This window comes from Pseudoxanthomonas sp. (genome assembly GCF_036845285.1).
In the GTDB taxonomy this organism is placed as follows: Bacteria; Pseudomonadota; Gammaproteobacteria; order Xanthomonadales; family Xanthomonadaceae; genus Pseudoxanthomonas_A.
Genome location: NZ_DAIUEE010000007.1, coordinates 150,579 through 177,082, shown reverse-complemented (window position 1 = coordinate 177,082; position 26,504 = coordinate 150,579). Strand labels below are relative to the sequence as shown.

The following is a 26,504-nucleotide window of genomic DNA, read 5'->3' as shown; positions in this document are numbered from 1 at the left end:
TATGGGCCACGCGCCCGCAGGCTCAGGCGTCGGATGCCGGCTGCACGGCCACGATCAGCGCACCCTGCCCCGCATGTGCGCCGATGGCCGCCCCCGTTTCCACCAGCCTGTCCTCGCTGATGGAGACGCGTGCACGCAACGCGGTCAGTAAACGCTCTGCTCCCGCGCGCGCGTCGCAGTGCCCGACGATGAGACGCCAGCGCTTTCCCGCCGGAAGCTGGCGGGCGACACGGTGCGCGAACGCTTCCAGCGCTCCGGCGCGGGTCAGCAGCAGGCCGGCGACCACCATGCGCCCATCGGCACTCATCTTCGCCATCGGGGTCAGCGCGCTGAGCCGCGCGATCGGCGCCGCCCAGCGCGGAATACGGCCGCCGCGCACCGCATGGGAAATGTCGGGAGCGATGGCCCACATCCGCGTCAACGGACGCAGGCGTTCGAGTTCCGCCACCACCGCGGCATCGTCGCACCCCTCCGCCGCGAGTTCGGCGGCACGCCATACCAGCAAGGCCTGTCCGCAGGCCGCATTGACGGTGTCGAACACGCGCACGCGACGGCCGGGATCGCGCGCCGCGGCGTGTTCGCCCGACTGCAGCGTGCCCGAGAGAGCGCGCGACAGGCCTACGTAAAGCACGCGCGCATGGTGCGCGAGCGACAGTTCGAATTGCCGGCGGAAGTCGCCCGGTGGCGGCTGGCTGGTACGCGGCAGTTGGTGCGATGCGGCCATGCGCCGGTAGAACTCGGCCGTCGACAGTCCCACCTTGTCCAGGTAATCGCGACCGTCCAGATCCACGCGCGCCGGCACCACGCCGATCGCATACCGCTCGGCGATGTCGTCCGGCAGGTCGGCGGCGCTGTCGGTGACCACCACCAGCGGCTGCGGTGCGGCGGCGACCGCCTGCTGGCGGATCATGTCGTCCGCCTTCATGCCTTCCACCCGGCCTTGCTGCGCGCAGGCATCGAACAGCGCCTGCGGCGAGCCGGCATGGGCGTGCACCCGCAACCGCGACGCGCCGCCGGCGATGACGATGGAATCCGCACCGGCCGCTTCCAGCGCAACGCGCAGGCGCTCGCGATCCAGCGCCTCGCCGAGCAGCAGGCACTCCGTGCACCAGCGGCGCTCGGGATCGATCTCATGGTCGTGCACCAAGGGGACGGCGGCATCGTTGGCCGCCACCGGCGCGCCCGTGCGCATGCGGACCGCCCGCGGCCCGCCTTCGACGAATTCGGCGATGCCTTCCAGCAGGTCGACGAATCCCTGCGCCCCCGCATCCACCACCCCGGCCTTCTGCAGCAGCGCCATCTGGCGCGGCGTATCGGCCAGCGCCCGTCGGGCACGGACCAGTGCGCGGACGAAGCCACTGCGCGCGTCGGGCTGCGTGCTGTCGGCCGCCGCCGCATCCAGTTCGTCGGCGAAGGCGGCGATGACGCTCAGGATCGTGCCTTCGACCGGTTGTGCCAGCGCCTGGCGGGCGCTCTGCGCCCCCTGGCGTACGGCGGCAGCCAGCGAGCGCACGTCCAGTTCAGGCAAGGGGCGCACGCGTTCGGCCACCCCGTGGAGGAACTGCGCGAGGATGGCGCCGGAATTGCCGCGCGCACCATCGATCGCATCGTTGCCGACGCGACTGAGCAGATCGCCGGCATGCTGGCTGGGCTGGCTCAGCGCGCCGTTGAGCACGCTGCCGAGCGTCGAAGCGAGGTTGTTGCCGGTATCGCCGTCGGCCACCGGGAACACGTTGATGCGGTTCAGCCCGTCGCGCGAGGCGATCACCCGCCGTGCTCCCGCGATCAACGCCAGGCGCAGGGCGGGGGCGGTCAATGGACGATCGGAAGGGGTCGGCATGGCGCGAGTCTGACGCAAGCACCGGCCCCCGCCTGCTGCGACGCAGCAGCCCGAACGCGGAGGTCCTCGATCCGTCGCCGCAGGCCGGCGGTTCGTCGCAAGGCGCGGCCGCATTCATGCCTGTCGAGGCCATACCGGCTATAGTCGGCGGCGTCATCTGGCCGCTGTAACCGACCGACAGGAGTCCTTCCGATGCTTCGCGCCAGCCTTGCCCTGCTGCTCCTGTGTGCCTCGGCGACGGTGTTCGCCCAGAACGGACGCGGCATCGTCAACGGCAACACGTCTCCCTGCCAGGATGTCGCCGACCGTGCGGTTGCCGACCGGCCCGGCGATGCAGTACCGATCGCCCCGGATGCACGCCGTGCGCGCGCCACCGCCGTGCGCAGCAAATACGGCATGCCTGCCTCGCTGACACCGTCCACCACCCGCGGCGGTGGCGACGACGACGACACGCCGCTGCCGCGCAGCCGTGGTTCGAAATGGCACAGCTTCCTGCCGGGCATGTTCCGCTGACGCGGGCGTCACCCGGTGATCGGACTCCTGCGTCGCCTGCGGCGTCCTGCCCCAACGCTTGAAGACCGCCTCTGGCATCACGTGCGCTCCACGACCCCTTGGGTCTCCCAGCTGGACGACGCACGCGCAGACCGGCTGCGTGCGCTGGCGGCGCGCTTCCTGCACCAGAAAACCATCACGCCACTGGCCGGCCTAAGCCTGGACGAGGTGCAGCGCGCGCAGCTGGCAGCACTGTGCTGCCTGCCCCTGCTGGAATACGGCGAGGCCGGCCTGCGCGGCTGGTCGCAGCTGATCGTCTACCCGGACGCCTTCCGTGTGCAGCGCACGCACACCGATGCCGCAGGCGTGCTGCATGAGTGGGAAGACGACCTGGCAGGCGAGGCATGGGACCAGGGACCGCTGATCCTGTCGTGGGCCGACGTGCAGGCGGACATGGCCGAACCCGATGCGGGCTTTTGCGTCGCCGTGCACGAGATGGCGCACAAGCTGGATGTCCTCGACGGCGAACTCGATGGCACGCCCCCACTGCCCGATGCATGGCGTGCCCGCTGGGCGCGGGACTTCCAGCGCGCCTACGACGAGTTCTGCATGCAGGTCGATCTCGGCCGCGAGACCGCCATCGATCCGTATGCCGCGGAGGCGCCAGAGGAATTCTTCGCGGTCGCCACCGAGTACCACTTCTCCGCACCCGCCATGCTGGCCGAGGCCATGCCGGACGTCGCGGCGCATCTGGAACGCTTCTACGGCCCCTCGCCGATGGCGGGCGCGGTGGCCTGAATCACAGGCCAGGCGGCAACCGGACCTCGAAGCGCGCGCCGCCCAGCTCGTCCGAGCGCCGCACGTGCAACTCGCCACGGTAGTCCCGGATCAGGTCCTGCACGATCGACAGGCCGATGCCATGCCCCTGCACGCGCTCGTCGCCGCGCACGCCGCGCTGCAGGACCTTGGCGACATCGTCCTCGGCAATGCCCGGGCCGTCGTCGTCCACGGCGATGAACACGCCTGGACGACGCTGCGGCGCCGTCGCGCCCACCGTCACCGTCAGTAGCACGCGCGAACGCGCCCACTTGAACGCGTTCTCCAACAGGTTGCCCATCAGTTCCTGCAAGTCGCCGGTCTCTCCGTGGAAACGCGCGCGCGGGTCGATTTCGAATTCGCAGATCACGCCTTTCGTGGCATAGACCTTCTCCAGGCCGCGCACGATCTCCTCCGCATGCGGTTCGATGGCAATGGCGGCGGAGAACAGCTTGTGGCCGCTCGAGGCCGCGCGCGCCAACTGGTACGAGACCAGGTTGTTCATGCGCTTGAGCTGCACGTCCAGCTCTTCGCGCAGCGCCTGCGGATCACCGCCGCCGCTGTCCAGCTGCGTGCGCAGCACCGCGATCGGCGTCTTCAGGCTGTGCGCCAGGTCGGCCAGCGTATTGCGCTGGCGCTCCAGGTTTTCGCGCTCGCTTTCGATGAAGGCATTGATGCTGTCGGTGAGCGGCTCCAACTCGCGCGGATGGCTTTCGGTCATGCCGGACAGCTCGCCGCGCTGCACGCGACTGAGTTCGAAGATCACCCGCCGCAGCGGGCGCAGGCTCCAGCGCAGCACCAACATCTGCAACAGCAGCAGGATCACGCCGGCGCCACCGAGGTAGACCCACAGCGAACCGCGGAACACGCGGATCTGCGCACTCAGCGCCTGGGCGTCCTCGAAGATGTAGATGCTGTACGGAATCTCCGCATGCTGGTGGGTCGCAGGCCAGGCATAGCCCACGCCATAGCGGTAGGCCTCGCTCTCGCTGCCGTCGGCGCGCCGGATCGGCAACGGACCTTCGAACGATTCCTCCAGTGCACCGAGCATCCGCGGCGCCGGCAGTTCGGGACCCAGCGTGGAATTGGAACCCCAGGGCGGCACGCCCTGCAGGGCCACCTGCGCATACATGCCGCTGTCGGGCATGTCGAATCGGGGATCCGGCGTGTTGTAGGGCGGAATCAGCGTACCGTTACGGCCGAACTCCACCTTGTCGGTGTAGTACAGCGCGTAGCTTTTCAGGCGCTGTCGCAGGTTGTCCTCGGCGGTGTCGACGAACGCACGATCGAGCGCGTAGCCGGCAAGCGCCAGGAATGCGAGCAACGCGAGGCTGGCCGCCAGCAACTGGCGGGCACGCAACGAGCGCGGCCGCCATCCACCGAACCGATCACGTCCGGCGGGAGCGGAAGCCTCGCCGCCGGAGGGTGGCGCAGGCATCAAATGCAGGCGATGCCGGCGCGATGCATCAGCCTTCGCCGCTGCGCGGGATGGCGAAGCGGTAGCCGCGGCCGCGCACGGTCTCGATCGGCTTCAGTTCGCCGTCCGGGTCCAGCTTCTTGCGCAGGCGGCCGATGAAGACTTCAAGCACGTTGGAATCGCGGTCGAAGTCCTGCTGGTAGATGTGTTCGGTCAGGTCCGCCTTCGAGACCAGTTCGCCGGCATGCATCATCAGGTACTCGAGCACCTTGTACTCGTAGCTGGTCAGGTCGACATTGCTGCCGTTGACGCTGACGGTCTGCGCTGCCAGGTCCAGCGCGACCGGGCCGCATTCCAGCGTCGGCTTGCTCCAGCCGGCCGCGCGGCGCAGCAGCGCATTGACGCGTGCGAGCAACTCCTCCACGTGGAACGGCTTGACCAGATAATCGTCGGCGCCCTGCTTCAGGCCCTCGACCTTGTCCTGCCAGCTCGAGCGCGCGGTCAGGATCAGGACCGGGAATTTCTTGCCCTCGTCGCGCAGTGCCTTGATCAGCTCCATGCCCGACATCTTCGGCAGTCCGAGATCGATGATGCCCACGTCGAACGGCACTTCGCGACCCATGTAGAGGCCTTCTTCGCCATCCTGTGCCGCGTCCACCGCGAAGCCTTCGCGCTTCAGGCGCGCGGCGAGGGTTTCACGCAGGGGGGCTTCGTCTTCGACCAGCAGGATACGCATGGACTCTCCTTGGGAATGCGGCGCGGCGTCTGCCACCGCGCGGGACATGCTCGTATGAGCAGTGATTCTACGTAAGACTACGGGCGCGGGGGGTTATCGCCGCGTGGAGGTTGCGGCGGCGCCATGTCGCGACGCGGGCGCACGGGCGAATCGACGTCGCGTCGCGCGGGTCCCATGTCGTCCTGCGTGCGCACGCGGCCACGGTCATCGATGTACTTGACCCGCGTGACGTCACGACCGTCGTACTGCATGCGTTCGACACTCAACACCTGGTTGCCGGATTCGCTGCGTACGCGACGTACGGAGTCCGACATGGAACTGCGGTGGCCGCGATCGTCGCTGCGCTGCGCGCTGCTGCGTTCCCGCGAAGGCTCAGCGTCGCCGCGGCCGCGATCATCCTGCGCATGCACCACGTGGGTGCCGGCGATGGCGGTGAGTGCCGCCAGGGCGAGGGCGGCTAGGGTCGGGGTACGAAAACGCATAACGGAATCGTAACGGAACTGGGGTCGCGAAACTGAACGAAACCCGAAACCGCCTTTGTGGAAGGGAAGCGAAGTCTTGGACGGCGGCGGTGAATCCGTTCTGAATTTATCCACAGGACCGTATCGCCCATTCAGACAGCTGAATGATCAGAAAACCTCTGCTATACAACATCTTAGCGATCCACCACCCGCTTCGATCGCATCCAGCGCCACGCTATGCACCGAAAGGCCCGCTGCCGACAACTGCGCCAGCGCGGACGGCCGCAGCGCGTCGTGGGCGCGCCGACTCATCCAGACCTTGTCCGGGTCCAACGCAATGGCATTCCCGGCGAAGGCAGCCTGTTCGTCCGTCGTGAGGACGACCACGTGACCGCCATAGATGGCCTGGAGCGCCGCCTCGATATCCGGTGCCACCACGCCAGCGGGGTAGACCAACGCCGCACGGCCGGCCAGCACCGCCAGCAGCACATTGGTGTGGTACTCGCCCGGCGCCAGGTCGAACATCAGCGTGGCGCGCAGACCGAAAGCCGCGTGCATCCGTGCCGCGCCAGCCTCGTCGCAGCGCTCCGACAGGCCACAGAAACCGATACCCCGCGCGCGATCGATGACCAGCGCCCCGGTCAGCTCGCAGGGATGCGCCTGGGTGGACAGGTCCACTTCCGCATAGCCCAGCGTGTCGCGGAAGAACGCGCGGATGTCCGCCCGTCCCGCCTCGCGCTGGCGCACGTCGTGACGCATGCGGCCCACGATCAGGCGCGCTTCGCCGTCCACGCGCGCGGTGGCGAACACGTTGTTGGGGAACACCGCATCCGGCGTTGCCTCGTCGCCGGGGAAGCAGATCACCGGTACGTCCTGCGCCAATGCGCGATGCAGCGCATGGTGTTCGCGCAACGCCGCGCCGGTATCGAAGGCGCCGGCGTCGGCCATGTAGCGGTTGTCCTGCGCCGACTGCTCGGCGCGCATGAAGCCATCCGGCGACACCAGGAAGGCCGCGCGTGCGGTCGCCGGCCCGAAATCCGCTGCCAGCGAACCTGCGAACGCGGTGAAGGCGGCGAGGTCGCGGGTGATCATGCTCAGGCCGCAGGGCGCAATTCGCGGGAGGTGGCGGCCAGCGCCTGCTCCACCAGCGACCAGTCCGCGCCCGGTCTGTGCGCGCCTTCGCTGAGGATCTGGCGGAAGGCACGCCCTCCCGCCTGCGCATGGAACAGGCCCAGCACGTGGCGGGTCAGATGCTTCAACGCCACGCCCCTCGCCAGTTGCGCTTCCACATAGGGCCGCCACGCGCGCAACAGTTCCGTGCGCGAGCGCAGCTCGCCGCCGAACAGCGCCACCTGCATCTCGTGCAGCACATAAGGCTCGTGATACGCCGCGCGACCGATCATCACGCCATCGCTGTGCTGCAGGTGTTCGTGCACCTGCGCCGTCGTGGTGATGCCACCGTTGAGCGCCACGGTCAGCGCCGGCCGTTCGCACTTGAGCCGGTACGCCCAGTCATAACGCAGCGGCGGGATTTCGCGGTTCTCCTTCGGCGACAGGCCCTGCAACCACGCCTTGCGCGCATGCACGAAGAACGTGTTGCAACCGGTCGCCGCCACCGTGTCGATGAAGGCGAGGAACAGGTCGTAGTCCTCCTGCTCATCCACGCCGAGACGGCACTTCACCGTGACCGGGATGCTCACGGCCTCGATCATCGCCGCCACGCAGTCGGACACCAGCGCCGGTTCCTTCATCAGGCAGGCACCGAAGCGACCGGCCTGCACGCGGTCGGACGGGCAACCGACGTTGAGGTTCACCTCGTCGTAGCCCCAGTCCTGCGCGATGCGCGAGGCCTGTGCCAATTGTGCAGGCTCGCTGCCGCCGAGCTGCACGGCAACGGGATGCTCAACGGTATCGAAGCCCAGCAACCGGTCGCGATCGCCATGGATCACCGCCTGCGCGTGCACCATCTCGGTGTACAGGCGCGCGTTGGGCGCGAGCAACCGGTGGAACACGCGGCAATGCGTGTCCGTCCAGTCCATCATCGGGGCGACCGAGAGGCGCAGGGCGTCGTGGGAAATGCGGGGAGAACTCATGCCGCCATTGTAACGTGCGGCTTCCGGGCGTCAGACCGCCACGATGACGCACGGGCGCCTCCAGCGACGCTTGAATGCCTGGACATCTCAGCCCGACGCGCGCGTCCTGCCGCCGCGGCCGAGGACATGGTCCGCATCCTGATCGAAGGTGGGCGCGGCGAACGGCGCCGGACCCGGTGTGCGGCCGAAGGCGATCGGCCGGGTGACGCCGCGGTAGCTGCCGACAACGGGATGGGCGATCTCCGCCACCATGTCTTCGGCCAGCACCTGCGGATGTTCGAACATGTCCTCGACGCGGCGTGCGGCCGCGCACGGCACTTCGTCGCCGAAATGCGCTTCCCATTCCTGGGCGGTGCGCGCCTGCAGCGCGTCGTGCAGCTGCGGGACGATGTCGGCCGCATGCGTGGCGCGCTTGCGCACGGTGTCGTAGCGCGGATCGTCGGCCAGCGCATCCAGGCCGGTCAGCCGGCACAACGCCTTCCAGAAGCGCGCGGTGTTGGCGGACAGGTAGAGGTACCCGTCGCGCGCCGGATGGATGCCGGTGACGCCGCCGGAACGCATGTCGCGGCCGATGTCGAGTGCCTCGCCCTCGGCCCAGATCATGCGCGCCGACTGCATGGTCAGCGCACTGCGCAGCAGCGAGACGCCGACGAACTGGCCCAGCCCGCTGCGCTCGCGTTCGTACAGCGCCGACGACACGCCGCCGGCGAGCAGCGCCGCGGCGTAGTAGTCCACGACCGAGCCGTAGATGATTTCCGGCGCGCCGCCGCGCTTGCCCTGCAGCGTGCACATGCCGGTCATGGTCTGCAGCACCTGGTCGTAGCCGGCCTTGTCCTTCATCGGCCCGGTCTCACCGTAGCCGGTCACCGCGCAGTAGATCAGGCGCGGGTTGATCACCGACAGGCTGTCGAAGTCGATGCCGAGCCGCTTCGGCACACTGGGGCGGAAGTTGTGCACCAGCACGTCGGCCTCGCGCACGAGGCGCAGCAGCGCGGCGTGGTCCGCCGCCTGCTTCAGGTCCAGCACGATGCCCTGCTTGCTGCGGTTCACGCCGAGGAAGGCGCGACTTTCCTTCACCAGCGTGGACGGGTACTGGCGCAGGTTGTCGCCGTCGGGCGGCTCGACCTTGACCACGTCGGCGCCCTGGTCGGCCAGCAACGTGCAGCCGTAGGGACCGGCGATGTAGGCGCTCAGGTCGAGCACCTTGACCCCGCTCAGCGGCCCGGCCGGGCCGTGGCGCCGGGGCGCGCGGAAGGGAGAGGCGGTGTCCATGGGGAAAGGCTCCTTCAACCGATGCCTGCAGGCCGATGATCAGTCTGTTGCAGGTGGTGCGGCGGATACAGTCGGCCGCCGTAGCTTCTGCGGCCACAAATTCTTGCGAGCGCGCCAGCGTTCATGATGCCGGCGGCAGCGACAGCCAGGTCAGGCGCCAGGCGCCATCCACGCGGCCTCCCGTACGGTAGTACGGCCAGAACAGCAACGGGGGCCGGTAGCCGAGTTCAAGCGCAATGCCCGGCCCTTCCTCGTCGTCGGCCACCGGCAGTACCTGCAGCCAGTCGTCCTGTGGCGCGTCGGGCAGGCGGATGGTGTCCTCGGTCTTGAATCCGTCGATCAGCTCGGTGGCATACACCATCGGCCCACGCGTCAGGCCGACATAGTGCAGGTCCAGCACCTGCTGGTGCACCGCGGACCCGTCCGGCGCACGCGATTCCTGCACGTTGCGCAACACCTGCCGATGCAGCACGGGCCGTAGCGGGAGCCGCAGCGATACCTGGTCGCCCCCATGCCATCGGCGATTCAGCGATGCGAAGGTGCCGGGCACCAGCGGCACGTCCACCGCTTCGCCGTTGATCGCGAGCGTGGCGCCCTCGGCCCAGGAGGGAATGCGCATGCGTAGTTCGAACGTGGACGCATGTGCCGGCTGCACGTCCAGGGTGATGTCGCCCTCGAACGGATAGCCGGTCTGCTGCCGCAGCAGCAACGTGCCCGCGGCCGGGTGCGCGAGACGCGCCTCGCCGGGACCGTACAGCTGCACGCGGACGACGTCGCCGTCGACCGCGTATGCCAGCGCCGGCAGTTCCTCCAGCGCCATCGCACCGCTGGACTTGCAGCAGCGCCAGTACGTGGTGTGCACGCGGCGGCCATTCGGAAACGAGTAGTAGCACCAGTCTTCGCCGTCGGGCGCATGCGCGCCGAGCAGGTCGTTGTAGGCCGTGCGCTCGATCTCCTCGGCGTAGCGCGCGTCGCCGGTCAGGCGCAGCAGTTCGCGGTTGAACTGGATCCACGCGAGCAGCGAACACGTTTCGACATAGGCCAGCGGGCTGAACGTGCCGCGTGCGTTGAACACTTCGCGCGAGCGGTGCGCCACGCCGCCCCAGGGACCGCCGCCGAGGGTGAGGTGGTATTCGCGGATGTTGTCCCACATCGTTTCGACCGCACGGCGCAGCGTGGCGTCGCCGGTCGCGCGGCACAGCTTGGCCACGCCGACCAGGTTCCACAGCAGCTGGTAGGCCTTGCCGGTGGCGATCTCCGAGGCGTCGGCGCCGGCTTCGATGGCCGGCAGCAGGCGCAGCGCGGGATGCGCATTGGCCTGGGCGAACACGTGCTGCGCCAGTGCGAGGAAGCGTGGCTCGCCGGCGGCTTCGTACAGTTCGAGTGCGGCGTCCATCAGCACGGTCGCCGACATGCCGTGGTGGTTGCCGAGCGTGGTGATGTCGATGCCGTCCTGCAGCGTGCGCGCGCACAGGTCGGCGATGCGGCCGGCGGCCTGCGTGTAGCGCGGGTCGTCGAGCGCGCGTGCGGTCTCGACCAGGCCGAGGATCAGGTAGGCGTGTACCCAGATGTCCCAGGTGCGCAGTGCCGGCGCGCCGTCCCAGCTGGGTGGCCCCGGCGGCTGCGGCTGCATGAAGCGGCGTTCGGGCGCGTAGGTGCCGAGATAGCCATCGTCTTCCTGCACGGACAGCAGGTAGTCGGCGACCTCGCGCAGGTGCTCGCCCAGCGTCGCGTCGCCGCTACGCGCATATGCACGTGCGGCGGCGCACAGCCACTTGCCGGCGTGTTCGCCGTACCAGTCGCCCTCGGCGTTCTGCGCGCGGTGCGCGGGCGAGAACAGCGCGATGGCCGGGCTGTCGGCGCCGGTGATGAAGTGCGAAAGACGGCCGCGGCGGTTCGCGTCGAGCGCCTCGCCCAGCAGCCCTTCCAGGGTGACCTTCATGTCCGTCACGCCGCGTCCACCACGCAGCGGAAACCGATGCGGCCGGACCGGTCCTTGCCCGGTGCCATCAGCAGCAGCTTGCCGTGCTGATCCAGGCGCTTGGCCTGCGGGAAGTACCAGTGCGAGGTGCGCGGCTCGTAGTCGCTGCCACCGCGCACGATGGCAGCGCGGGTGTGCTCGTCGTGGAATTCGTCGGTCCACTGCCAGACATGGCCGACCAGATCCATCACGCCGAACGGACTGGCACCCGCGGGGAATGCACCCACTTCCGCCGGTGGCGGCAGCACGCGGCCGCGGAACACCGGCGGCGCCGCATCGTCGCGCCAGGCATCGCCCCACGGATACTGGCGACCATCCGTGCCCTGCGCCGCGTACTGCCACTCCCAGCCGTGCGGCAGGCGCTTGCCCGCCCATGCGGCGTAGGCGCGCGCGTCCTCGATCGACACCCAGGTCACCGGACAGTTTTCCCAGCCTGGTTGCGGCGCGCCATCGCGCCAGTCGCGGAGGAAGTGCTGCACGTCCCGGGGCGCGTAGCCGGTCGCATCGATGAAGGCCTTGAACTGCGCATTCGTCACCAGATGGCGGTCGATGTGGAACGACGCGACCTGCATGCGACGGCGATGGTGGCGACGCGCCGTGGGTTCCCACGGGAACTGCACATCCACGCCTTCCCAGACCTGCCCTTCGATCTCGATGCCCTGCACGGCAAACAGGAATTCGCCTGCGGGAATGGTCACCATGCCGGCCGGCGCGGTGGCCTGTGGCGTGGTCGGCGCGATCGGCTGCAAGGTCTGCGGCAGTGCCGTCCACGTGGCGGACAGCGAGGCCAGCGGTGTCGCCGCTTCCTTCGCCATCAGCGCAAGGAAGTCCTCCAGTCCGGCCTCCTGTGCGCCGTCGCGCAGCGCCAGCAACGCGCCAAAGCCGCGGCCTTCCAGCGCGGTCTCCAGGATTGCCTGGCCGCCGATGACGCGGGGCTGCAGCGCCTCGCCGTTCCACAGATCGACGTAGCGCGTGCCTTCGACATGCGGCACGGCGAGTTGCTCGCCTTCGATCGGGTACTCGTGACGGTTGACCAGCGTCCACAGCGTGCGGTCGTCACCCGGGAAGCGGCTGGCGAAGATGCCGGCCTGCAGCGTGCGCTCGTACGGGCGCCAGTCCAGGCTGACGAACAGCGACGGGAAGCGGCGGTAGATCGCGGCGATGCGGCGCAGCGACGCGGCGTCGCGCGGGGTCAGCTGGTTCCACAGGCCCCACACGTTCTCCCACGCGTTGTAGCCCACACCGTTGAAGAAGATGTACTGCAGGTCGTGGTTGCGGTCGCGGCCCCAGCGGTTCTCGTAGTTGATCATGTGGCGCGGTTCCAGCCACTTGAACTTCGCCACCGGCGGCACGACCTCGTTGGGTGCCTTCTTGCCCCAGCTCTGCACGTTCCAGATCAGGTGCTCCTCGGCACTGATCGTCGATTCCGGTTGCACCACCACCGGATGGCCCAGCGCATCGCAGGCGTCGAAGAACGCGCGCGGCACGCCATTGTAGGTGTCGCCGTTGATACCGTCGGCGCCGACCGCCTTGACGATCTTCGCGATGGCCTGCCAGTCCGGTTCGCCCTCGTCGCGCGTGCCATTGTCCCACGGCATGGTGGTGAGGAACACGCGCACGCCGCGGCGATGGAAATCGTCGACCGCGCCGCACAATGCCTCCAGCCCGCCCGGCAGGCTGCGCGCGAAATCGAACTGGTTGCGGTCGTCCACGCCGATGTTCGGATACACGCACCACAGCAGCACGCTGTCGAGCCCGCCGTAGCGCGCCTCCAGATCGTCCAGGTAGCGGTCGACCGTGTAGTGGCCGGCGACGGGATCGTAGAGGTAGCGGTCCTCCACCATCACCTGCGCATGCACGAAGTTGCGCTGCGCCCACTGCAGTTCCGGGCGGCGGTAGTTGGCGTCGTCGTAGCCGATGCGGGTGAGGTGCTCGCGGCGCCAGTCCTTCAGCTCGGCCACCCAGTCGTCGGCCGACGCGTTGGCGTCGATCTTCCACTGGCCGATGTCCGCGAACGGCCAGCCCGGCGCCTTGCCCGGCGTAGGCAGGTAGCGCTGGGTGGTGACGTGGGAGAACTTGTATTCGGTCTTCACCGGCGGCGGCGCGCGATCGTCGTCGTACGGGGCGGCAGGCGAAGCATCGGAGGGCATGGGGACGGTCATGGGGTATCGGATCAGGAACCGGGGAGGCCGCTGTACGCGGCGAGCGCCTCGCGGCGCGGTGTTTCGTTTGCCTGCTCGGCGAGCCAGGCATCGACCTCGGCACACGTGGGCACGCTGGTCTGCGCACCCAGGCGCGTGCAGGCCAGCGCCGACGCGGCACTGGCGAAGCGTAGCGCGTCCGCAAGCGAGGCATGCTGCGCCAGGCGCGCGGCCAGCGCGCCGCAGAAGGTGTCGCCGGCCGCCGTGGTGTCGACGGCTTCCACCGGAAAGGCAGGCTGCATGAACAGTTCGCCGCCACGCCGTGCGATGCAGCCGCGCGCGCCCAGCGTGACCACCACACAGGGCACCGGCAGGCGCGCGAGCTGCTCGGCCAGCGTACCGGGGCCGGCCAACGTGGCGAGTTCGCCTTCGTTGACGACCAGCAGGTCGACGTCGTCCAGCAGGCCCGCCGGCAACGCGTTCGCGGGGGCCGCATTGAGCATGACGCGGACGCCGGCCGCGCGCGCGATGTGCGCGAAGCTGACGACCGTGTCCAGCGGGGTTTCCAGTTGCAGCAGCAGGTGACTGACGCCGCGCAACGATGGCAGGTGGTGCGGCCGCAACGCGGCGTTCGCGCCGGGCGCGACGGTGATGGCGTTCTCGGCATCGTCGGATAGGCATATGAAGGCCGTGCCGCTGGCGGCCTCGGGCACGCGAATGACGTGCCGTTCCACGCCGGCCTCAGCCAGCGCCCTGTCGAGCACGGCCGCATACGGGTCGTCGCCCAGCGCCAGCAGCATGCGCGTGTAGGCGCCGCCGGCGCGCGCGCAGGCCACCGCCTGGTTGGCGCCCTTGCCGCCCGGGAATGTGGCGAAGTCGCGGCCCAGCACGGTTTCGCCAGGCGCCGGGACATGCGGCGCGCGCACGACGAAATCGAGGTTGGCGGAGCCGGCCACCAGTACGGTGGTGGGCGGGGTCATGGCGCGACCACCTGCTGCACGTGGTTGTAGAACGCCTTCGCCACGCGCGGCAGGTCGCCGGGCTTGTCGTTGGGCAGATGCTGCAGCAGCAGGATACCGATGGACTGCGTGGCCGGATCGATCACGAAGGCGGTCGATGCCGCGCCCGTCCAGCCGACCTGTCCGGCCGCACCCGAGCGCCCCTGCGCGGCCGGGTCGAGCAGCACCGACAGCCCCAGGCCGAAACCGCGTCCCGGGATTTCATCGATCCACGGACGTTCGAGTCCCATCGGCGCCAGCTGCTCACGGAACATGTCTTCCATCAGCGCCGCCGGTACGAACTGGCGCTCGCCCATGCGACCGTGCGCCAGCAGCATGCGGGCGAAGGCCAGGTAGTCCGACGCCGTGGAGTACAACCCGCCCGCGGCACTGAAATAGGGGTGAGGCCGGGTGCCGGGGTAGCGCGCGGTCGGCTCGTCGGACAACACCAGTCGTCCGTCGTCGTCGATGCGGCTAAGTTCGACGATGCGGTCGCGCTTGTCGACCGGTACTTCAAATCCGGTATCGACCATGCCTAGCGGCACGAAGAACTCGGTGTGCAGGTAGAGCGGCAGCGACCGCCCGCTCCAGACCTCGACCAACCGGCCAAGCACTTCGGTGTTGATGCTGTCATAGCCGCGCTGCGTCCCCGGCTCGAAAGCCAGCGGCACCTTGCTAACGCGCTGGACGTAAGTGGCCAGGTCGAGGCTGTACTCAAGACGCGCCTCGATGCGACGGCGCATGGCTTTTCCTTCCGCGATCGGGAAACCGGTGGTGTGGGTGAGTAGATGGCGGATCGTGGGAACCTGTACCGGTGCCCGCGCGATGCCACTGACGCCCATCACTTTCAGCCCCGCCAGTTCCGGCAGGTGTTTTCCAATAGGATCGTCCAGCGCACCGTGGCCCTCGCCTATCAGCCGCAGCACGGCGGCCGACACCACGGGCTTGGTCATCGAATAGATGCGGTAGATGGCATCGCCCCGCAACGGGCGGGTGCGGGCAATGTCAGCGAATCCCAATGCTTCGTCGCGCACTACCTTGCCATCGTGCAGCACGATCATCCGTGCACCGGGATATCCGGCATCCACCACATTCGCCTGCAACCATGCATGCGTATCCGTTGTCGGCTTCGCCGCAACGGCGGCAAGCGATGGCATCAGCACGGCGGACAGCACCAGCAACGCCCGCAGGCACGCTCCGTGTCGCGGGATCATGTATTTCCTCCTGGATCAGCTGCGGTGCAGAACGCGTCGTATCGATGTCGGATCATCATGCGATGGCCCGACATCGGGGCGCCGGCCAGCAAGTCTGCGCCGGCACCCTTGTCGACGCGCTGTCTGCGATTCGTCAGAACGAGCGCTCGTAGGTGAAAGAATACATCCGGCCGCGGCCCGCCCAGTAGTTGCGGAAGCCGGGCACCTGCGACCAGGTCAGGATGTACTGCTTGTCGAGCAGGTTCTCGACGCCGAGCGAGAAGCGGCCCACCTTGTCCACGGCGTAGTTCGCGCTGAAATCGAACAGCGTGTAACCGGTGGTGTGCTCTTCGTACTTGAAGCTCGTGTCGTTGTACTCGCGGTAGTCGCTGCCGTATAGGTCGCGCGACATCTGCGTCGCGGAGCTGAGTGTCATGTCGCCCTTCGGCGAGAATTTCCAGCGCGCCGTCAGCACCAGCTTGTCCGGGTTGGTATCCAGTGCGCCCATCGGCTTGTTGAGGCCACCCGCATCCCAGCGCCCTTCCAAGTCGGACGTCCAGAACGAGGTCCAGCCCTCGGTGTGGGCGTAGACGGCGGAGAGCTTCCAGTCATCGTTGACGTACCAGTCCACCGTCGCCTCGTAACCCTTGATGCGGGTCGGCGCGCGGTTCAACACGAAATCGTTGGTGCGCCAGTCGACCGCGAGCGAACTGCCGAAATCGGCGTTGGACTCGTAGTAGGACGCACTGACGGACAGGTGCTTGCCGTACCAGTTGAAGCCGATTTCCTTGTTGTCCACGACGATAGGCTGCAGGTCGACAATCCCCTTGACGGTCTGGCCATCGGTATCCACGTTGCGCAACGGGATGCCGACGTTGGGCAGGCCGAAGCCTTCGCCGTAGGCGACGAACGCCGACAACTGCGGCGTGATCTGCCAGACCGCGCCAAGGTTCTTCATCGTGTCGGTGTAGCTCAGCGTTCCACCTTCGACGAACTTCCTGCCTCGGTACCAGGTGGTGGTGTACGAGTCGACATTCAGTTCGCCATCTTCACGGCGCAGGCCGCCGCTGATCGTCACCGGTCCAATTTCGTAGCTCAGCTGCGCATAGGGCGCCAGGCTGATGTACTCCATCGGCGGTACCCACAGACGATCAGTCAACGCGAGTCGCTGGTCGGCAGTGTCCTTCACCCAGTCCACGCCCGTATGCAGTTCCAACCCGTCGATGTTGAACAAGTCAGGACGCGTCCAGGAAGCACGGAGTCCGCGCTTGTCCGAACGGATCTCGGACTGGTCCCAGATGCGGCCGTTGGGACCGTTCGGCGGAATGTCGGGATCCTGGCGATCATTGCCGTCTTCGGGCGGATAACGCATGGCCTGGTCCGCCCAGTAGCCATTGAGCACGAGCGTGCCACCGAGGAAATCGGCATCGGTGTAGACCGCGTTGAACTGCTTGAAGTCGTTGAACTCGGCCTTGGTCTCGAACAGGTGGCCACGCTCCGAGGTATTCGGTCGCGGATCCTCGCACCAGACGGGTTCATAGCGGCAACCGTCGACCTGACGGTAGTTGCCCTTGCCTTCGATCTTGAAGTCGCTGTAGCTGGCCTGTAGCCGTTTCTCGCCGGCCTCGCCGAAGTTGAAACCAGCCTTGACGAAGAGGTTGTTGGCCTCGGAATCATGCAGCGAGCCACTGGTGTTCATGCCCAGGCGGACGCCGTTGCCGTCGTAACTCATGCCGCGATCGATCCGGGAAACACCCACGACAACGTCGAAGTCGTCCTTCTTGTGGGACATGTTGGCGCCGATCTTCCAGCCCGCACTGTCATCCTTGAACTGGGTCGAGTAGCGGGTCACGAGGCGAAACTTGGTGCCGTCCTCGCTCGGCTGGGTGGAGATGTAGTTGATGATGCCGCCCGCCGCGCCGATGCCTTCCGACGCCGACGGGCCGTTGATCACCTCGATCCGCTCGACGATACCCATGTCGGTGAACGTGGCGTTCCGTGTCCCCTCGCGCAGCGGCGAGCCCTGCGGCACACCGTCGAACAGGCGCAGTGCGATGCGCCCACGCAGGTTTTCGCCGGTGTTGCTCATGGCCTGGGATGCTTCGGAGTAACCGGGCACGGTGCGCGCCAGCACCGCAGTCGCATCTTCGGTCACCAGCAGGGTGCGCTGGATATCCTCTTTCGACACCACGTTGATGGCGCCCGGGATCTTGTCCACGGACTTGAGCGCGCGCGTGCCGGTGACGATCATGCGGTCGAGGTTGACGGCGTCCTTACCGCGCTCCTGTTCGGCCGCCTTATCCTCTGGCAACGGGGTGTTCTGTTGGGCTTGGACGCTGGCGCTGACGGCGGCGGCCAGCAGGAAAACGCCGAACGCGGCGGGTACCTGTTTCATGGTCTGTTCTCGGAATGCTTCGGTGGACGGCGAGCGCGCGTGCGCGTCGGCGCGTGGCTGGTAGGTGTACGAGAAGGCCGCGGAGGCGGCCGGCGTGCCCAGCGTTCCTCCCAGACGCTCGAACCCGACGATGGCCACAGCCTAGGTAAACGTCCGTCACGGAAGAATCGCCCGCGGATATGTTCACAGGCTAGTTTTTGTAGCGTGCAATGCAGCATCGCGGACCGCGGCCGGCGATCAGCCCTGTCCGGTGGCGGCGCGACTCTCCTGCAGCAGCACGGTGACCAGGCGGATGCGCACGGTGGCGCGCGACCACACCATGCCGATCCGGCGCGGCTCGCTTGGCAGCGGCAACGGCATGCGCACCAGGTCCAGGCCTTCGGGCCACGGACGCGCCCAGTCCGGCACCAGCGAGACGCCCAGGCCGCGATCCACCATCACCGCGATGGCGTTCAGGCCGTTCAGTTCGAAGCGCTCGCGCGGCACGATGCCGGCGCGCCGCAGGTAGTCGTCCGCCACGCGGCCGCCCCACTGCGTGCGGTCGTAGCGGATCAGCGGCTCCTCGCGCAGCAGTTCATGCGGATCGCGCCCGGCCATCCGCGCCGGTGCGATCATCACCAGCGGCTCCTCGCGCAGCAGCTGCCAGTCGCAGGTCTTCGGCAGGTTGTAAGGCGCCTGCAGCACCAATGCCGCATCCAGTTCGCCGGTCTCGACCGCGCGGTACAGCTCGGCCGAATAGCCGGGACGGATGTAGACGTTGATCTGCGGGAACGCGTCGACCATGCGCGCCAGGATGTCCGGCAGCATGCCGGCCAGCGCGGTGGGACACGCGCCGAGGCGAAGCTCGCCCGACACTTCGCTGTCGTTGGCCACGCTGCGCATGTCGGAGACGTCGCGCAGCAGGTCTCGCGCCCGCTGCAGGATGCGCGACCCCTCTTCGGTCAGGCTGACGGTGCGGCCGGCGCGCGCGATCAGCGGCGCACCGAGTTCGCGCTCCAGCGTGCGGATCTGCTGCGCGACCGCCGCCGGCGTGATGTTCAGCACGCGGGCCGCCGCCGCCATCGAGCCGCGGTCGGCCACCACCACGAAGGTATTCAGGAACTGGGTGTCCACGTGCTTCCCCTTGCTGCCGTCAGGCTACACGAGGACCGCAAGGCACACGATGGGACATTCGGCCCATGCGCTCAGACCGCCGGGTCCTGACTGCCCTGCCGGTAGATGGTCAGGCCCTGCAGCGAGCGCGACGGTGGCGGGAAGAACAGGCTGGCCACATAGCCCACGACCACGCAGACCAGGATCGAGATGGCCAGATAGAAGTATGGATGCACCAGGTCGTACCACCAGGCGATGAAGGTCAGCACGATCGCCGAGACGATGCCGATCGCCACGCCCTGCGAATTGGCGCGCCGGGTGAACATGCCCAGCGTGTAGGCACCGGCAAAGCCACCGCCGAGCAGGCCGGCCAGCTCGATCGACACGTCGAACAGCGAGCCGATGTCGAAGCGCGACAGCACCAGGGCGGCACCGATGCCGACCAGGCCCACCACCACCGTCATGACCTCGGCGAAGAACACGCCCTTCTTCTGCGATTTGTCCTTGGCGAACCGCTCGTAGAAGTCGACCGTGATCAACGTGGCCACCGAGTTCATGATGCCCGACAGCGTGGCCATCGCCGCGGCGAAGATGCCGGCGATGATCAGGCCGGTGACGCCCATCGGCAGCTCCGCGGCGATGAACAGCGGGAACGTGGCGTCGACGGGCAGCAGCGGATTCATCCGCTCGGGATTGTTCTTGTAATAGACGAACAGCGCCGTGCCGATGCCGTAGAACACGAAACCACCGGGAATCATGATGGCGGCGAAGGCCCAGATGGAACGGCCCGCTTCCTTGTCCGACTTGGTCGACAGCACGCGCTGCATCAGCACCTGGTCCTTCGGGAAGGTCAGCACCACCTCGAACAGCACCAGGAAGATGAAACCCCACACCGTGGCCTTGGTCAGGTCGAAGCTGAAGTCGAACAGCTTCGTCTTGTCTTCCGCCATCGCGATCTGGGTGAACTCGCCGAAACCGCCCTTCAAGGTCCAGACGATGAAGAGGATGGCGAAGATCGCACCGCCCATCTTCACGATCACCTGCACCACGTCGGTCCAGATCACGGCCTTCATGCCACCCATCGCCGTATAGATGATGGTGAAGCCGCCCATCAGCAGCACGCTCCAGATCACGTCGATGCCGGTGATGGTGGAGATGGCCAGCGCGGGCAGGAACAGGATCACGCTCATGCGACTGCCGATCTGCATGAAGATGGCCAGCGCACTGGCCAGCATGCGGATGGACGGGTGGAAGCGCGTCTCCAGGTAGGAGAACGTGGACATCAGGTCCAGCCGGCGCAGCAGCGGCACGATCCAGACCGCGACGAACATCAGGCCGAGGACCGCGATCAGGTTGTTGGTGAGGTACTGCCAGTTGGTCTCGAACGCCTTCGCCGGGATCGCGATGAAACTGATCGAACTGGTGTTGACGGCGTACAGGCTCAGGCCCGCCGCCCAGAACGGGATCGTGCGGCTGCCGACGAAGAAGTTCTCCGTCGAATTGCGCTTCTCGCGCAGGTAGAAGTACAGGCCTATGCCGATCATCGCCGCCAGGTAGACCACGATCACCAGCCAGTCGAGCCAGGCCAGCAGGTGCTTGCGGGACTGCACCTGCACGCTGTGCAGTGTGCCGGTGGCGCTGCGCCATGCCAGTCCGTCGCTCCACGCAGTGACGCCTGCGATGCCGGTCGGGAGATCCGCCGGCAGCGTCGCCCACGCCTTGGTGATGGCATGGAAGGTCAGCATGCGCGGCGCGCCACCGCCTTCGGCGACCAGGTACAGCAGGTGCGCCTGCCCCAGGGCGCGCGCGCCATCTCCCACCAGGCTGCCGGGAACCGGCGGCATGCGCGACCAGCCCGTCTCGCGATGCCAGCGCCACAGCATCGTTCCGGCAACCGATGGAACAGTGGCGAACAGGTCGCCGCGCTGCGCCAGCAGGCTCGACGCCGCCTCCCTGCCCGGCCATGGCGTCACCGCGGTCCAGCGCGCCGACGCGGTGTCCAGTGCCAGCCGGAAGAGATGCGGCGTGCCATGCGCATCCAACCCGGTGGCATGCAGGGCGCCATCCCCTTCGGCCAGCCTGGTGTCGCGCAGCGGCACCGGCCACGCCGGCAAGGCGCGCAACACGAGTCGATCCCCTTCGAGGATCGCGGTCGACACGCCGACGAACGAGGATCCGCCCTGCGCGGGACGCACCAGGTAGAGCGTGTTCCTGGCGGTGAGCCAGACGGCGTTGGCGGGAACGTCCGCAGGCAGCGAGACCGGGGTCCACGCGGTTGCGCCAGCGGGCAGTCGCCACGCCTTGCCGGCGTGGATTGCCAACAGTGACGTCCCCACCGCATGCAGGCCATCCACCTGGCCGCCCGGCACGGCCGGCAACGCGTCCTGCCGAACCGTCGCCAGACTGTCGGCCCGCGCCAGGCACGACCACGACAGTGCGCACAGCATGAGCATGGCCATGGCGCAGCGGGCCAGGCGGCGGACCTGCGTCCGCGCCGAACGTGTTGCCTGCTGCGTCATGCCGTTCCCTCGTTGCGATTTGCGATGGTCAGTACGTCGCGTGCGCGGGCCAGGAAAGGCGCGTCGACCATGCGGCCATCGACCGCGAAGGCGCCATCGCCCGTCCGTGCCGCCGCATCCACCGTGCGACGTGCGGCCTCGATTTCCTCGTGCGATGGCGCGAACACGGTGTTCGCCCACGCGACCTGTCGCGGATGCACGCAGCTTTTCCCGGCATAGCCCAGCGCGCGCGCGGATTCCGCTTCGGCGACGAAACCCGCTTCATCGTCAAGCCCTGGAAACGCGGCGTCGTAGGCGAACACGCCCGCTTCCGCTGCTGCCATGCGCAGCGCGTACTGCGCCGCATGCACGTTGCGCAGGTCGCCGCGGCGGATGCCATGGGGTTCGAACAGGTCTCCCAGCCCCAGTTGCAGCCCGCGCACCCGCGGATGCGCGCGTGCGATCGCGCCGGCATGCCGCAGCGCGCGCGGCGTCTCGATATTGATCAGCAGCCCCAGCGGTGCGCGCCTGGGCAGATGGGCCTCGATCGCCTCGATCTCCGCGATGGCCTGCTGCAACTGCAGCGGTGATTCCACTTTCGGCAGGTTGACCAGGTCGATCTCCAGCGGCAGCACGGCGCGCAGGTCCGCCTCCCACGCCGACGTGTTCCATCCGTTGACGCGCACGACCACTCGCTTGCCGGCGGCGCGGTGCGTTCCGGTCCGCAGCAGTGCCGATACCTGGGCGCGCGCTTCATCCTTGTCGGCGCCGGCGACGGCATCCTCCAGATCGAAGGACACCAGGTCGGCCGCGCTCGCCAGCGCCTTGTCGAACAGCGCGGGACGACTGCCGGGAACAAACAATTTGCTACGCATGGACGGCGCTCATCATGGCGCGCAGTCTGCGGGAAACCGTCCGGCGGCAAAGCCCGCCGCGGCATTTTCAAACGATAGTTTTTACTTCGTCCGGGAATTGCGCAACGCAACATCCCGTGTATTTCCCCGCGCTCAGCGCTTCACGTCCAGGCTGTTCTCGCCGAGGAACGCCTGCACGTCGGCGACCGTCACCAGATTGAAGTCGCCGGGCAGCGAATGCTTCAGACAGGCCGCCGCCACGCCGAAGTGCAGCGCGTCCTCCTTCGTCATGCCCGCCAGCCCGCCATGCAGCACGCCGGCCGCGAACGCGTCGCCGGTGCCGATGCGGTCGACGATCGGCGACACCTCATAGGCGGGCGTCGTATGCAGCGAACCGTCCCGCAACGCGGTGATGCCGGACAGGGCATGGTGATCGACGCTGTGCTGCACGCGCACCGTCGCCGCCATCTGCTGCAGGTGCGGGAACGCCTTGAAGGCAGCCGCCGCACCTGCCGCGAACCGTTCCTGCGGCGTTGCCTGCGGAAAGTCGAGGCCGAGCACCACCTGCAGATCGCGGTGGCTGGCGAACAGCAGGTCGGCCTCGGACATCAGCCCGCGCAGGATCGACGGCGCGTCGCCGCCCCACGCTTCCCACAGCTTGGGACGGAAGTTGCCGTCGAACGACACGCTTGCCCCGGCCGAGCGCGCCTCCCTCACCGCGGCAAGTACGCCATCCGCCGCCCGCTGGCCCAGTGCCGGCGTCACGCCCGACACGTGCAGCCAATCGGCACCCGCGAGCAGCGCAGGCCAGTCATGCGTACCGCCGCCGGCACGCGCGAAGGCGGAATCCGCGCGGTCGTACAACACCTCGCTGGGGCGCTGGATGGCACCCGGGGTGAGGAAATACAGTCCCATGCGTCCGGGTGCCTGCCGCACGGCCCGCGCTTCGACCCGATGCCGGCGCAGTTCGCCCAGCGCCGCTTCGCCCAATGCGTTGTCCGCGACCAGTCCCACCATGTGCGCGTCGTGGCCGAAGCGTGCCAGCGAGACCGCCACGTTCGCTTCCGCCCCCCCCACGTGGACCTCCAGCACGGGCGACTGCAACAGCATCTGGCGACCCGGTGCTCCAAGCCGCAGCAGCAGCTCACCGAAACAGACGATCTTCCCCATGCCCCGCTTCTCCCGTGGTGTTGATGCTGCGCTTGCAGACCGGTTTCCGCTTGTCCATGGGACAAGATAAACCGGCTCGACTAACAGTTGTTGTTGCAGCGCACACTCTGTTAGCGTTGTTTTTGACCAGCGGTGTCATTTTACCACCGGACGCACGCTGGAAGGGAAAAAACAGCGATTTTTGCCATCAAAACAGTCGCGCCATGCGGCCATGGTCCTTTGAGGAGGGGATAACATGCCAGTCATTCATCAACGCCGGAAGACACCGGTTACCTTGCTTGCGGTCTCGATCGGTGTTGCGCTGCAGATGAGTGCAGCGGCACAGGCCCAGGAGGCGACGCAGCCGGCCGGTCCCGACCAGTCCGCGCCGGCGGAAAGCGTGGAGACGCTCGACACGATCAGCGTCACCGGCTATCGCGCCAGCCTGGAGAAGGCGCTCGACATCAAGCGCGGCGAGAAGGGCATCGTGGATGCCATCGTGGCCCAGGACATCGGCAAGTTCCCGGATCTCAACCTGGCCGAATCGCTGCAGCGCATTCCGGGCGTGGTGATCACCCGCGACGCAGGCGAAGGCCGCAACATCACCGTGCGCGGCCTGGGACCGCAGTTCACCCGCGTGCGCCTGAACGGCCTTGAGGCGATGAGTTCGGTAGGCAGCAGCGATGGCCAGGGCGGCGCGAACCGCAGCCGCAGTTTCGACTTCAACGTGTTCGCTTCCGACCTGTTCTCGCAGCTGATCGCGCGCAAGACCGCATCGGCCGACATCGAAGAAGGGTCGCTGGGCGCGACCGTCGACCTGCGCACGGCGCGTCCGTTCGATTTCGACGGGTTCACGGCGACCGGCAACCTGCAGGGCAGCTTCAACGATGCCGCCAAGACCACCAGCCCACGCTTCGCCGGCCTGATTTCCAACAGCTGGGCCGACGGCAGGTTCGGTGCCCTGTTCTCGGTGGCCTACTCCGAACGCGACACCGTGGAGGAAGGCTCGGGTACGGTGCGCTGGGCGGGCGGCACCACCAATGGCGGTTTCAATTCGACGTCGCCCTTCGCCCCGGCGCTGGCGGCCAATGTCTACGCGCCGCGCTTCCCGCGCTACACGCTGATGGAGCACGACCAGAAGCGCCTGGGCGTGACCGCCGCCCTGCAGTTCAAGCCTTCGTCCGACACCAGCTTCAGTCTGGACGCGCTGTACTCGAAGATCGACGCGGTGCGCGACGAGCGCTATATCGAAGCCAACAGCCTGAGCAAGCCGAGCGGTCTCGGCAGGAAGAACGACATCCGGGTGATCGACGGCGTGGTCGAGAACGGGGCGCTGGTCTATGCGGTCATGGACAACGTCGGCCTGCGCGCCGAGAACCGCCATGACGAATGGGAAACGACCTTCAGGCAGGTCAGTCTGGACGGCGAACACCGCTTCAGCGACAGCTTCCGCGTCAGCGGCAAGATCGGCACCTCGAAGTCCGAACACAGCAATCCGATCCAGGCGACAGTGATGATGGATCGCTATGGCGTGAACGGCTACAGCTACGACTACCGCGGCAACCCGAACCTGCCGGTCTTCAACTACGGCATCAACCCCACCGATCCCAACGGCTGGAACCTGTCGGTCATCCGGCTGCGCGAGAACTACGTCAGCAACGACTACGACACCGGGCAGCTGGATTTCGCCTGGTTCATGTCGCCGACGTTCACCCTGAAGGGTGGTCTCCAGGCCAAGAACTTCGGCTTCGTGTCCAGCGAACGCCGCCGCGGTGCGACCGAAACCATCGTGCCGACCAACACCGCCGGCGGCACGTCCACCACGCCGGTGCCCTTGCCGGGCAACCAGATCATCCAGGCCCGGCTGCGCGGCGTCAGCGGCTCGCCGGGCACCTGGGTGGTGCCGGACTTCGACGCCATCGCCGGCATGTACGACATCTTCAGCGACAGCGGCACGTTCGCGATGATCAACTACAACCCCAGCGACCAGAGCGTCTACGAGAAGGATCGCGGCGCGTATGTGATGGGCGAGTTCAACACGGATATCGGCGCAATCCCGTTCTCCGGCAACGTCGGCGTGCGCTATGTGCGGACCAGCCAGACATCGACCGGCGTCGGCACCGTCAACGGCACGCCTACCGTCATCACGGTGGACCGCGAGTACAGCGATGTGCTGCCGTCGTTGAACCTGGTGGCCGAAATCACGCCTGATTTCCTGGTCCGCTTCGGCGCGGCAAAAGTGATGGCACGCCCGCCGCTCGGCAACCTCAGCCCCGGCGTGGCGGTCAGCGTCAGCGGTACGGCCCGGACTGTTTCCGCCGGCAATCCGTTGCTGGATCCGCAGCGCGCCAAGACCTACGACCTCGGCTTCGAGTGGTATTTCAACCAGGGAGCGATGCTGGGCGCCGTACTGTTCTACAAGGACATCGACAGCTTCATCCAGAACACCCGTGAAACGCGTCCGTACAACACCAGCGGCCTGCCCAACAGCCTGCTGGATGGAACCATCGCGCTGCCCACGGAGGACTTCGTCTTCACGGTGCCGATCAACACCCCGGGCGGATCGCTGCGCGGCATCGAGCTGAACTACACGCAGCCGTTCACGTTCCTGCCGGGCGCCCTGAAAGATGTCGGCATGCAGTTGAACTACACCTACGTCGACTCGGAAGTGCAGTACATGCTGTCCTCGGGCGCGCTGGCGCAGAAGGAAGAGCTGACCGGCACCTCCAGGACGGGGTGGAACGCCTCGCTGTACTACGAAGGCAAGCGCCTGTCCGGCCGCATTTCGGCGACCAACCGTTCCGACTACCTGATCCTGGTGCCCGGCACGGAAGTGGGCTTCAACAGCGAGGCCAATGGCGTGCACGGGCAGAGCGGAACCACCATCCTCGACGCCTCGATCCGTTACAAGATCAGCGACAGGCTGGAAGTCAGCCTCGAAGGCAGCAACCTGACCAACGAGGCGCAGGCGTCGTGGGTATCCAATCCGGCCGTGCAGCTGCCGCTCGAGTACAGCGAGACCGGCCGCCAGTACCTGCTGGGCCTGCGCTACAAGTTCTGATGCGTTGACCGTTTG

Annotated in this window: 19 protein-coding genes; 3 read left to right on the top strand and 16 right to left on the bottom strand. The window is 67.5% G+C overall.

All coding sequences use genetic code 11. The features are described from left to right. Nucleotides 1-22 precede the first annotated feature (22 nt). A complete protein-coding gene (locus tag V7060_RS10895; RefSeq protein WP_334179255.1) occupies nucleotides 23-1,840 on the bottom strand; it encodes a DegV family protein in 1,818 nt (605 codons plus the stop codon). A 192-nt stretch (nucleotides 1,841-2,032) separates the two neighbouring features. Here V7060_RS10895 and V7060_RS10890 point away from each other — a divergent pair, with 192 nt between their 5' ends. Both V7060_RS10890 and V7060_RS10885 read left to right on the top strand, forming a co-directional pair. Continuing rightward, entirely contained in the window at nucleotides 2,033-2,353 is a 321-nt protein-coding gene (locus V7060_RS10890) for a hypothetical protein (protein WP_334179254.1), read from the top strand. 81 nt (nucleotides 2,354-2,434) lie between these two features. Then, nucleotides 2,435-3,130 (top strand): M90 family metallopeptidase, encoded by a 696-nt coding sequence (locus V7060_RS10885; RefSeq protein WP_334179253.1) that lies wholly within the window; start codon nucleotides 2,435-2,437, stop codon nucleotides 3,128-3,130. A 1-nt stretch (nucleotide 3,131) separates the two neighbouring features. On the opposite strand, the gene V7060_RS10880 is transcribed toward V7060_RS10885, so the two are convergent. From V7060_RS10880 to V7060_RS10810, 15 genes are all read right to left on the bottom strand, one after another. Further along, nucleotides 3,132-4,586, bottom strand: coding sequence for a sensor histidine kinase (locus tag V7060_RS10880; RefSeq protein WP_334179252.1), 1,455 nt, complete (start codon nucleotides 4,584-4,586; stop codon nucleotides 3,132-3,134). Nucleotides 4,587-4,614: 28 nt separating this feature from the next. After that, entirely contained in the window at nucleotides 4,615-5,301 is a 687-nt protein-coding gene (locus tag V7060_RS10875) for a response regulator transcription factor (RefSeq protein ID WP_055937106.1), read from the bottom strand. A 77-nt stretch (nucleotides 5,302-5,378) separates the two neighbouring features. Further along, complete coding sequence (locus V7060_RS10870; RefSeq protein ID WP_334179251.1) at nucleotides 5,379-5,783, bottom strand: hypothetical protein; 405 nt, start codon at nucleotides 5,781-5,783, stop codon at nucleotides 5,379-5,381. Nucleotides 5,784-5,930: 147 nt separating this feature from the next. Further along, nucleotides 5,931-6,854 carry an arginine deiminase-related protein gene (locus V7060_RS10865; protein ID WP_334179250.1) on the bottom strand — a complete coding sequence of 308 codons (924 nt, stop codon included), beginning with the start codon at nucleotides 6,852-6,854 and terminating at the stop codon, nucleotides 5,931-5,933. 2 nt (nucleotides 6,855-6,856) lie between these two features. Continuing rightward, on the bottom strand, nucleotides 6,857-7,855 hold the full coding sequence (gene dusA, locus V7060_RS10860; protein ID WP_334179249.1) for a tRNA dihydrouridine(20/20a) synthase DusA: 999 nt from the start codon (nucleotides 7,853-7,855) through the stop codon (nucleotides 6,857-6,859). An 87-nt stretch (nucleotides 7,856-7,942) separates the two neighbouring features. Next, nucleotides 7,943-9,127, bottom strand: a complete 1,185-nt coding sequence (locus V7060_RS10855) for a CoA transferase (RefSeq protein ID WP_334179248.1) — start codon at nucleotides 9,125-9,127, stop codon at nucleotides 7,943-7,945. Nucleotides 9,128-9,248: 121 nt separating this feature from the next. Then, nucleotides 9,249-11,069: a beta-L-arabinofuranosidase domain-containing protein gene (locus V7060_RS10850; RefSeq protein ID WP_334179247.1), complete on the bottom strand. Its 1,821-nt coding sequence runs from the start codon at nucleotides 11,067-11,069 to the stop codon at nucleotides 9,249-9,251. A gap of 5 nt (nucleotides 11,070-11,074) precedes the next feature. Beyond that, a complete protein-coding gene (locus V7060_RS10845) occupies nucleotides 11,075-13,270 on the bottom strand; it encodes a formylglycine-generating enzyme family protein (RefSeq protein WP_334179246.1) in 2,196 nt (731 codons plus the stop codon). Nucleotides 13,271-13,281: 11 nt separating this feature from the next. Continuing rightward, nucleotides 13,282-14,229, bottom strand: coding sequence for a ribokinase (locus tag V7060_RS10840; protein ID WP_334179245.1), 948 nt, complete (start codon nucleotides 14,227-14,229; stop codon nucleotides 13,282-13,284). Beyond that, nucleotides 14,226-15,461, bottom strand: a complete 1,236-nt coding sequence (locus tag V7060_RS10835) for a serine hydrolase domain-containing protein (RefSeq protein WP_334179244.1) — start codon at nucleotides 15,459-15,461, stop codon at nucleotides 14,226-14,228. The genes V7060_RS10840 and V7060_RS10835 overlap by 4 nt, the downstream gene beginning before the upstream one ends. A 133-nt stretch (nucleotides 15,462-15,594) precedes the next feature. Then, a complete protein-coding gene (locus tag V7060_RS10830; RefSeq protein WP_334179243.1) occupies nucleotides 15,595-17,835 on the bottom strand; it encodes a TonB-dependent receptor in 2,241 nt (746 codons plus the stop codon). A 237-nt stretch (nucleotides 17,836-18,072) separates the two neighbouring features. Then, the gene (locus V7060_RS10825; RefSeq protein WP_334179242.1) at nucleotides 18,073-18,948 is read right to left on the bottom strand and encodes a LysR family transcriptional regulator; all 876 of its coding nucleotides are present in this window, start codon (nucleotides 18,946-18,948) and stop codon (nucleotides 18,073-18,075) included. 71 nt (nucleotides 18,949-19,019) lie between these two features. Next, nucleotides 19,020-21,446, bottom strand: a complete 2,427-nt coding sequence (locus tag V7060_RS10820) for a sodium:solute symporter (RefSeq protein WP_334179241.1) — start codon at nucleotides 21,444-21,446, stop codon at nucleotides 19,020-19,022. After that, nucleotides 21,443-22,300: a CoA ester lyase gene (locus tag V7060_RS10815; RefSeq protein WP_334179240.1), complete on the bottom strand. Its 858-nt coding sequence runs from the start codon at nucleotides 22,298-22,300 to the stop codon at nucleotides 21,443-21,445. Before V7060_RS10815 ends, V7060_RS10820 begins: the two co-directional genes overlap by 4 nt. A gap of 132 nt (nucleotides 22,301-22,432) precedes the next feature. Further along, nucleotides 22,433-23,449: a sugar kinase gene (locus tag V7060_RS10810; protein WP_334179239.1), complete on the bottom strand. Its 1,017-nt coding sequence runs from the start codon at nucleotides 23,447-23,449 to the stop codon at nucleotides 22,433-22,435. Between the two features lie 235 nt (nucleotides 23,450-23,684). Here V7060_RS10810 and V7060_RS10805 point away from each other — a divergent pair, with 235 nt between their 5' ends. Beyond that, nucleotides 23,685-26,489, top strand: coding sequence for a TonB-dependent receptor (locus V7060_RS10805; RefSeq protein WP_334179238.1), 2,805 nt, complete (start codon nucleotides 23,685-23,687; stop codon nucleotides 26,487-26,489). The last annotated feature ends 15 nt before the right edge of the window (nucleotides 26,490-26,504 follow it).

Coding starts and splice junctions, on each gene's coding strand:
- V7060_RS10880 (WP_334179252.1), bottom strand. CDS start 4,586: ATGCCTGCGCCACCCTCCGGCGGCGAGGCTTCCGCTCCCGCCGGACGT.
- V7060_RS10835 (WP_334179244.1), bottom strand. CDS start 15,461: ATGATCCCGCGACACGGAGCGTGCCTGCGGGCGTTGCTGGTGCTGTCC.
- V7060_RS10870 (WP_334179251.1), bottom strand. CDS start 5,783: ATGCGTTTTCGTACCCCGACCCTAGCCGCCCTCGCCCTGGCGGCACTC.
- V7060_RS10820 (WP_334179241.1), bottom strand. CDS start 21,446: ATGACGCAGCAGGCAACACGTTCGGCGCGGACGCAGGTCCGCCGCCTG.
- V7060_RS10805 (WP_334179238.1), top strand. CDS start 23,685: ATGCCAGTCATTCATCAACGCCGGAAGACACCGGTTACCTTGCTTGCG.
- V7060_RS10890 (WP_334179254.1), top strand. CDS start 2,033: ATGCTTCGCGCCAGCCTTGCCCTGCTGCTCCTGTGTGCCTCGGCGACG.
- V7060_RS10830 (WP_334179243.1), bottom strand. CDS start 17,835: ATGAAACAGGTACCCGCCGCGTTCGGCGTTTTCCTGCTGGCCGCCGCC.
- V7060_RS10845 (WP_334179246.1), bottom strand. CDS start 13,270: ATGACCGTCCCCATGCCCTCCGATGCTTCGCCTGCCGCCCCGTACGAC.
- V7060_RS10865 (WP_334179250.1), bottom strand. CDS start 6,854: ATGATCACCCGCGACCTCGCCGCCTTCACCGCGTTCGCAGGTTCGCTG.
- V7060_RS10815 (WP_334179240.1), bottom strand. CDS start 22,300: ATGCGTAGCAAATTGTTTGTTCCCGGCAGTCGTCCCGCGCTGTTCGAC.
- V7060_RS10810 (WP_334179239.1), bottom strand. CDS start 23,449: ATGGGGAAGATCGTCTGTTTCGGTGAGCTGCTGCTGCGGCTTGGAGCA.
- V7060_RS10875 (WP_055937106.1), bottom strand. CDS start 5,301: ATGCGTATCCTGCTGGTCGAAGACGAAGCCCCCCTGCGTGAAACCCTC.
- V7060_RS10850 (WP_334179247.1), bottom strand. CDS start 11,069: ATGAAGGTCACCCTGGAAGGGCTGCTGGGCGAGGCGCTCGACGCGAAC.
- V7060_RS10895 (WP_334179255.1), bottom strand. CDS start 1,840: ATGCCGACCCCTTCCGATCGTCCATTGACCGCCCCCGCCCTGCGCCTG.
- V7060_RS10840 (WP_334179245.1), bottom strand. CDS start 14,229: ATGACCCCGCCCACCACCGTACTGGTGGCCGGCTCCGCCAACCTCGAT.
- dusA (WP_334179249.1), bottom strand. CDS start 7,855: ATGAGTTCTCCCCGCATTTCCCACGACGCCCTGCGCCTCTCGGTCGCC.
- V7060_RS10855 (WP_334179248.1), bottom strand. CDS start 9,127: ATGGACACCGCCTCTCCCTTCCGCGCGCCCCGGCGCCACGGCCCGGCC.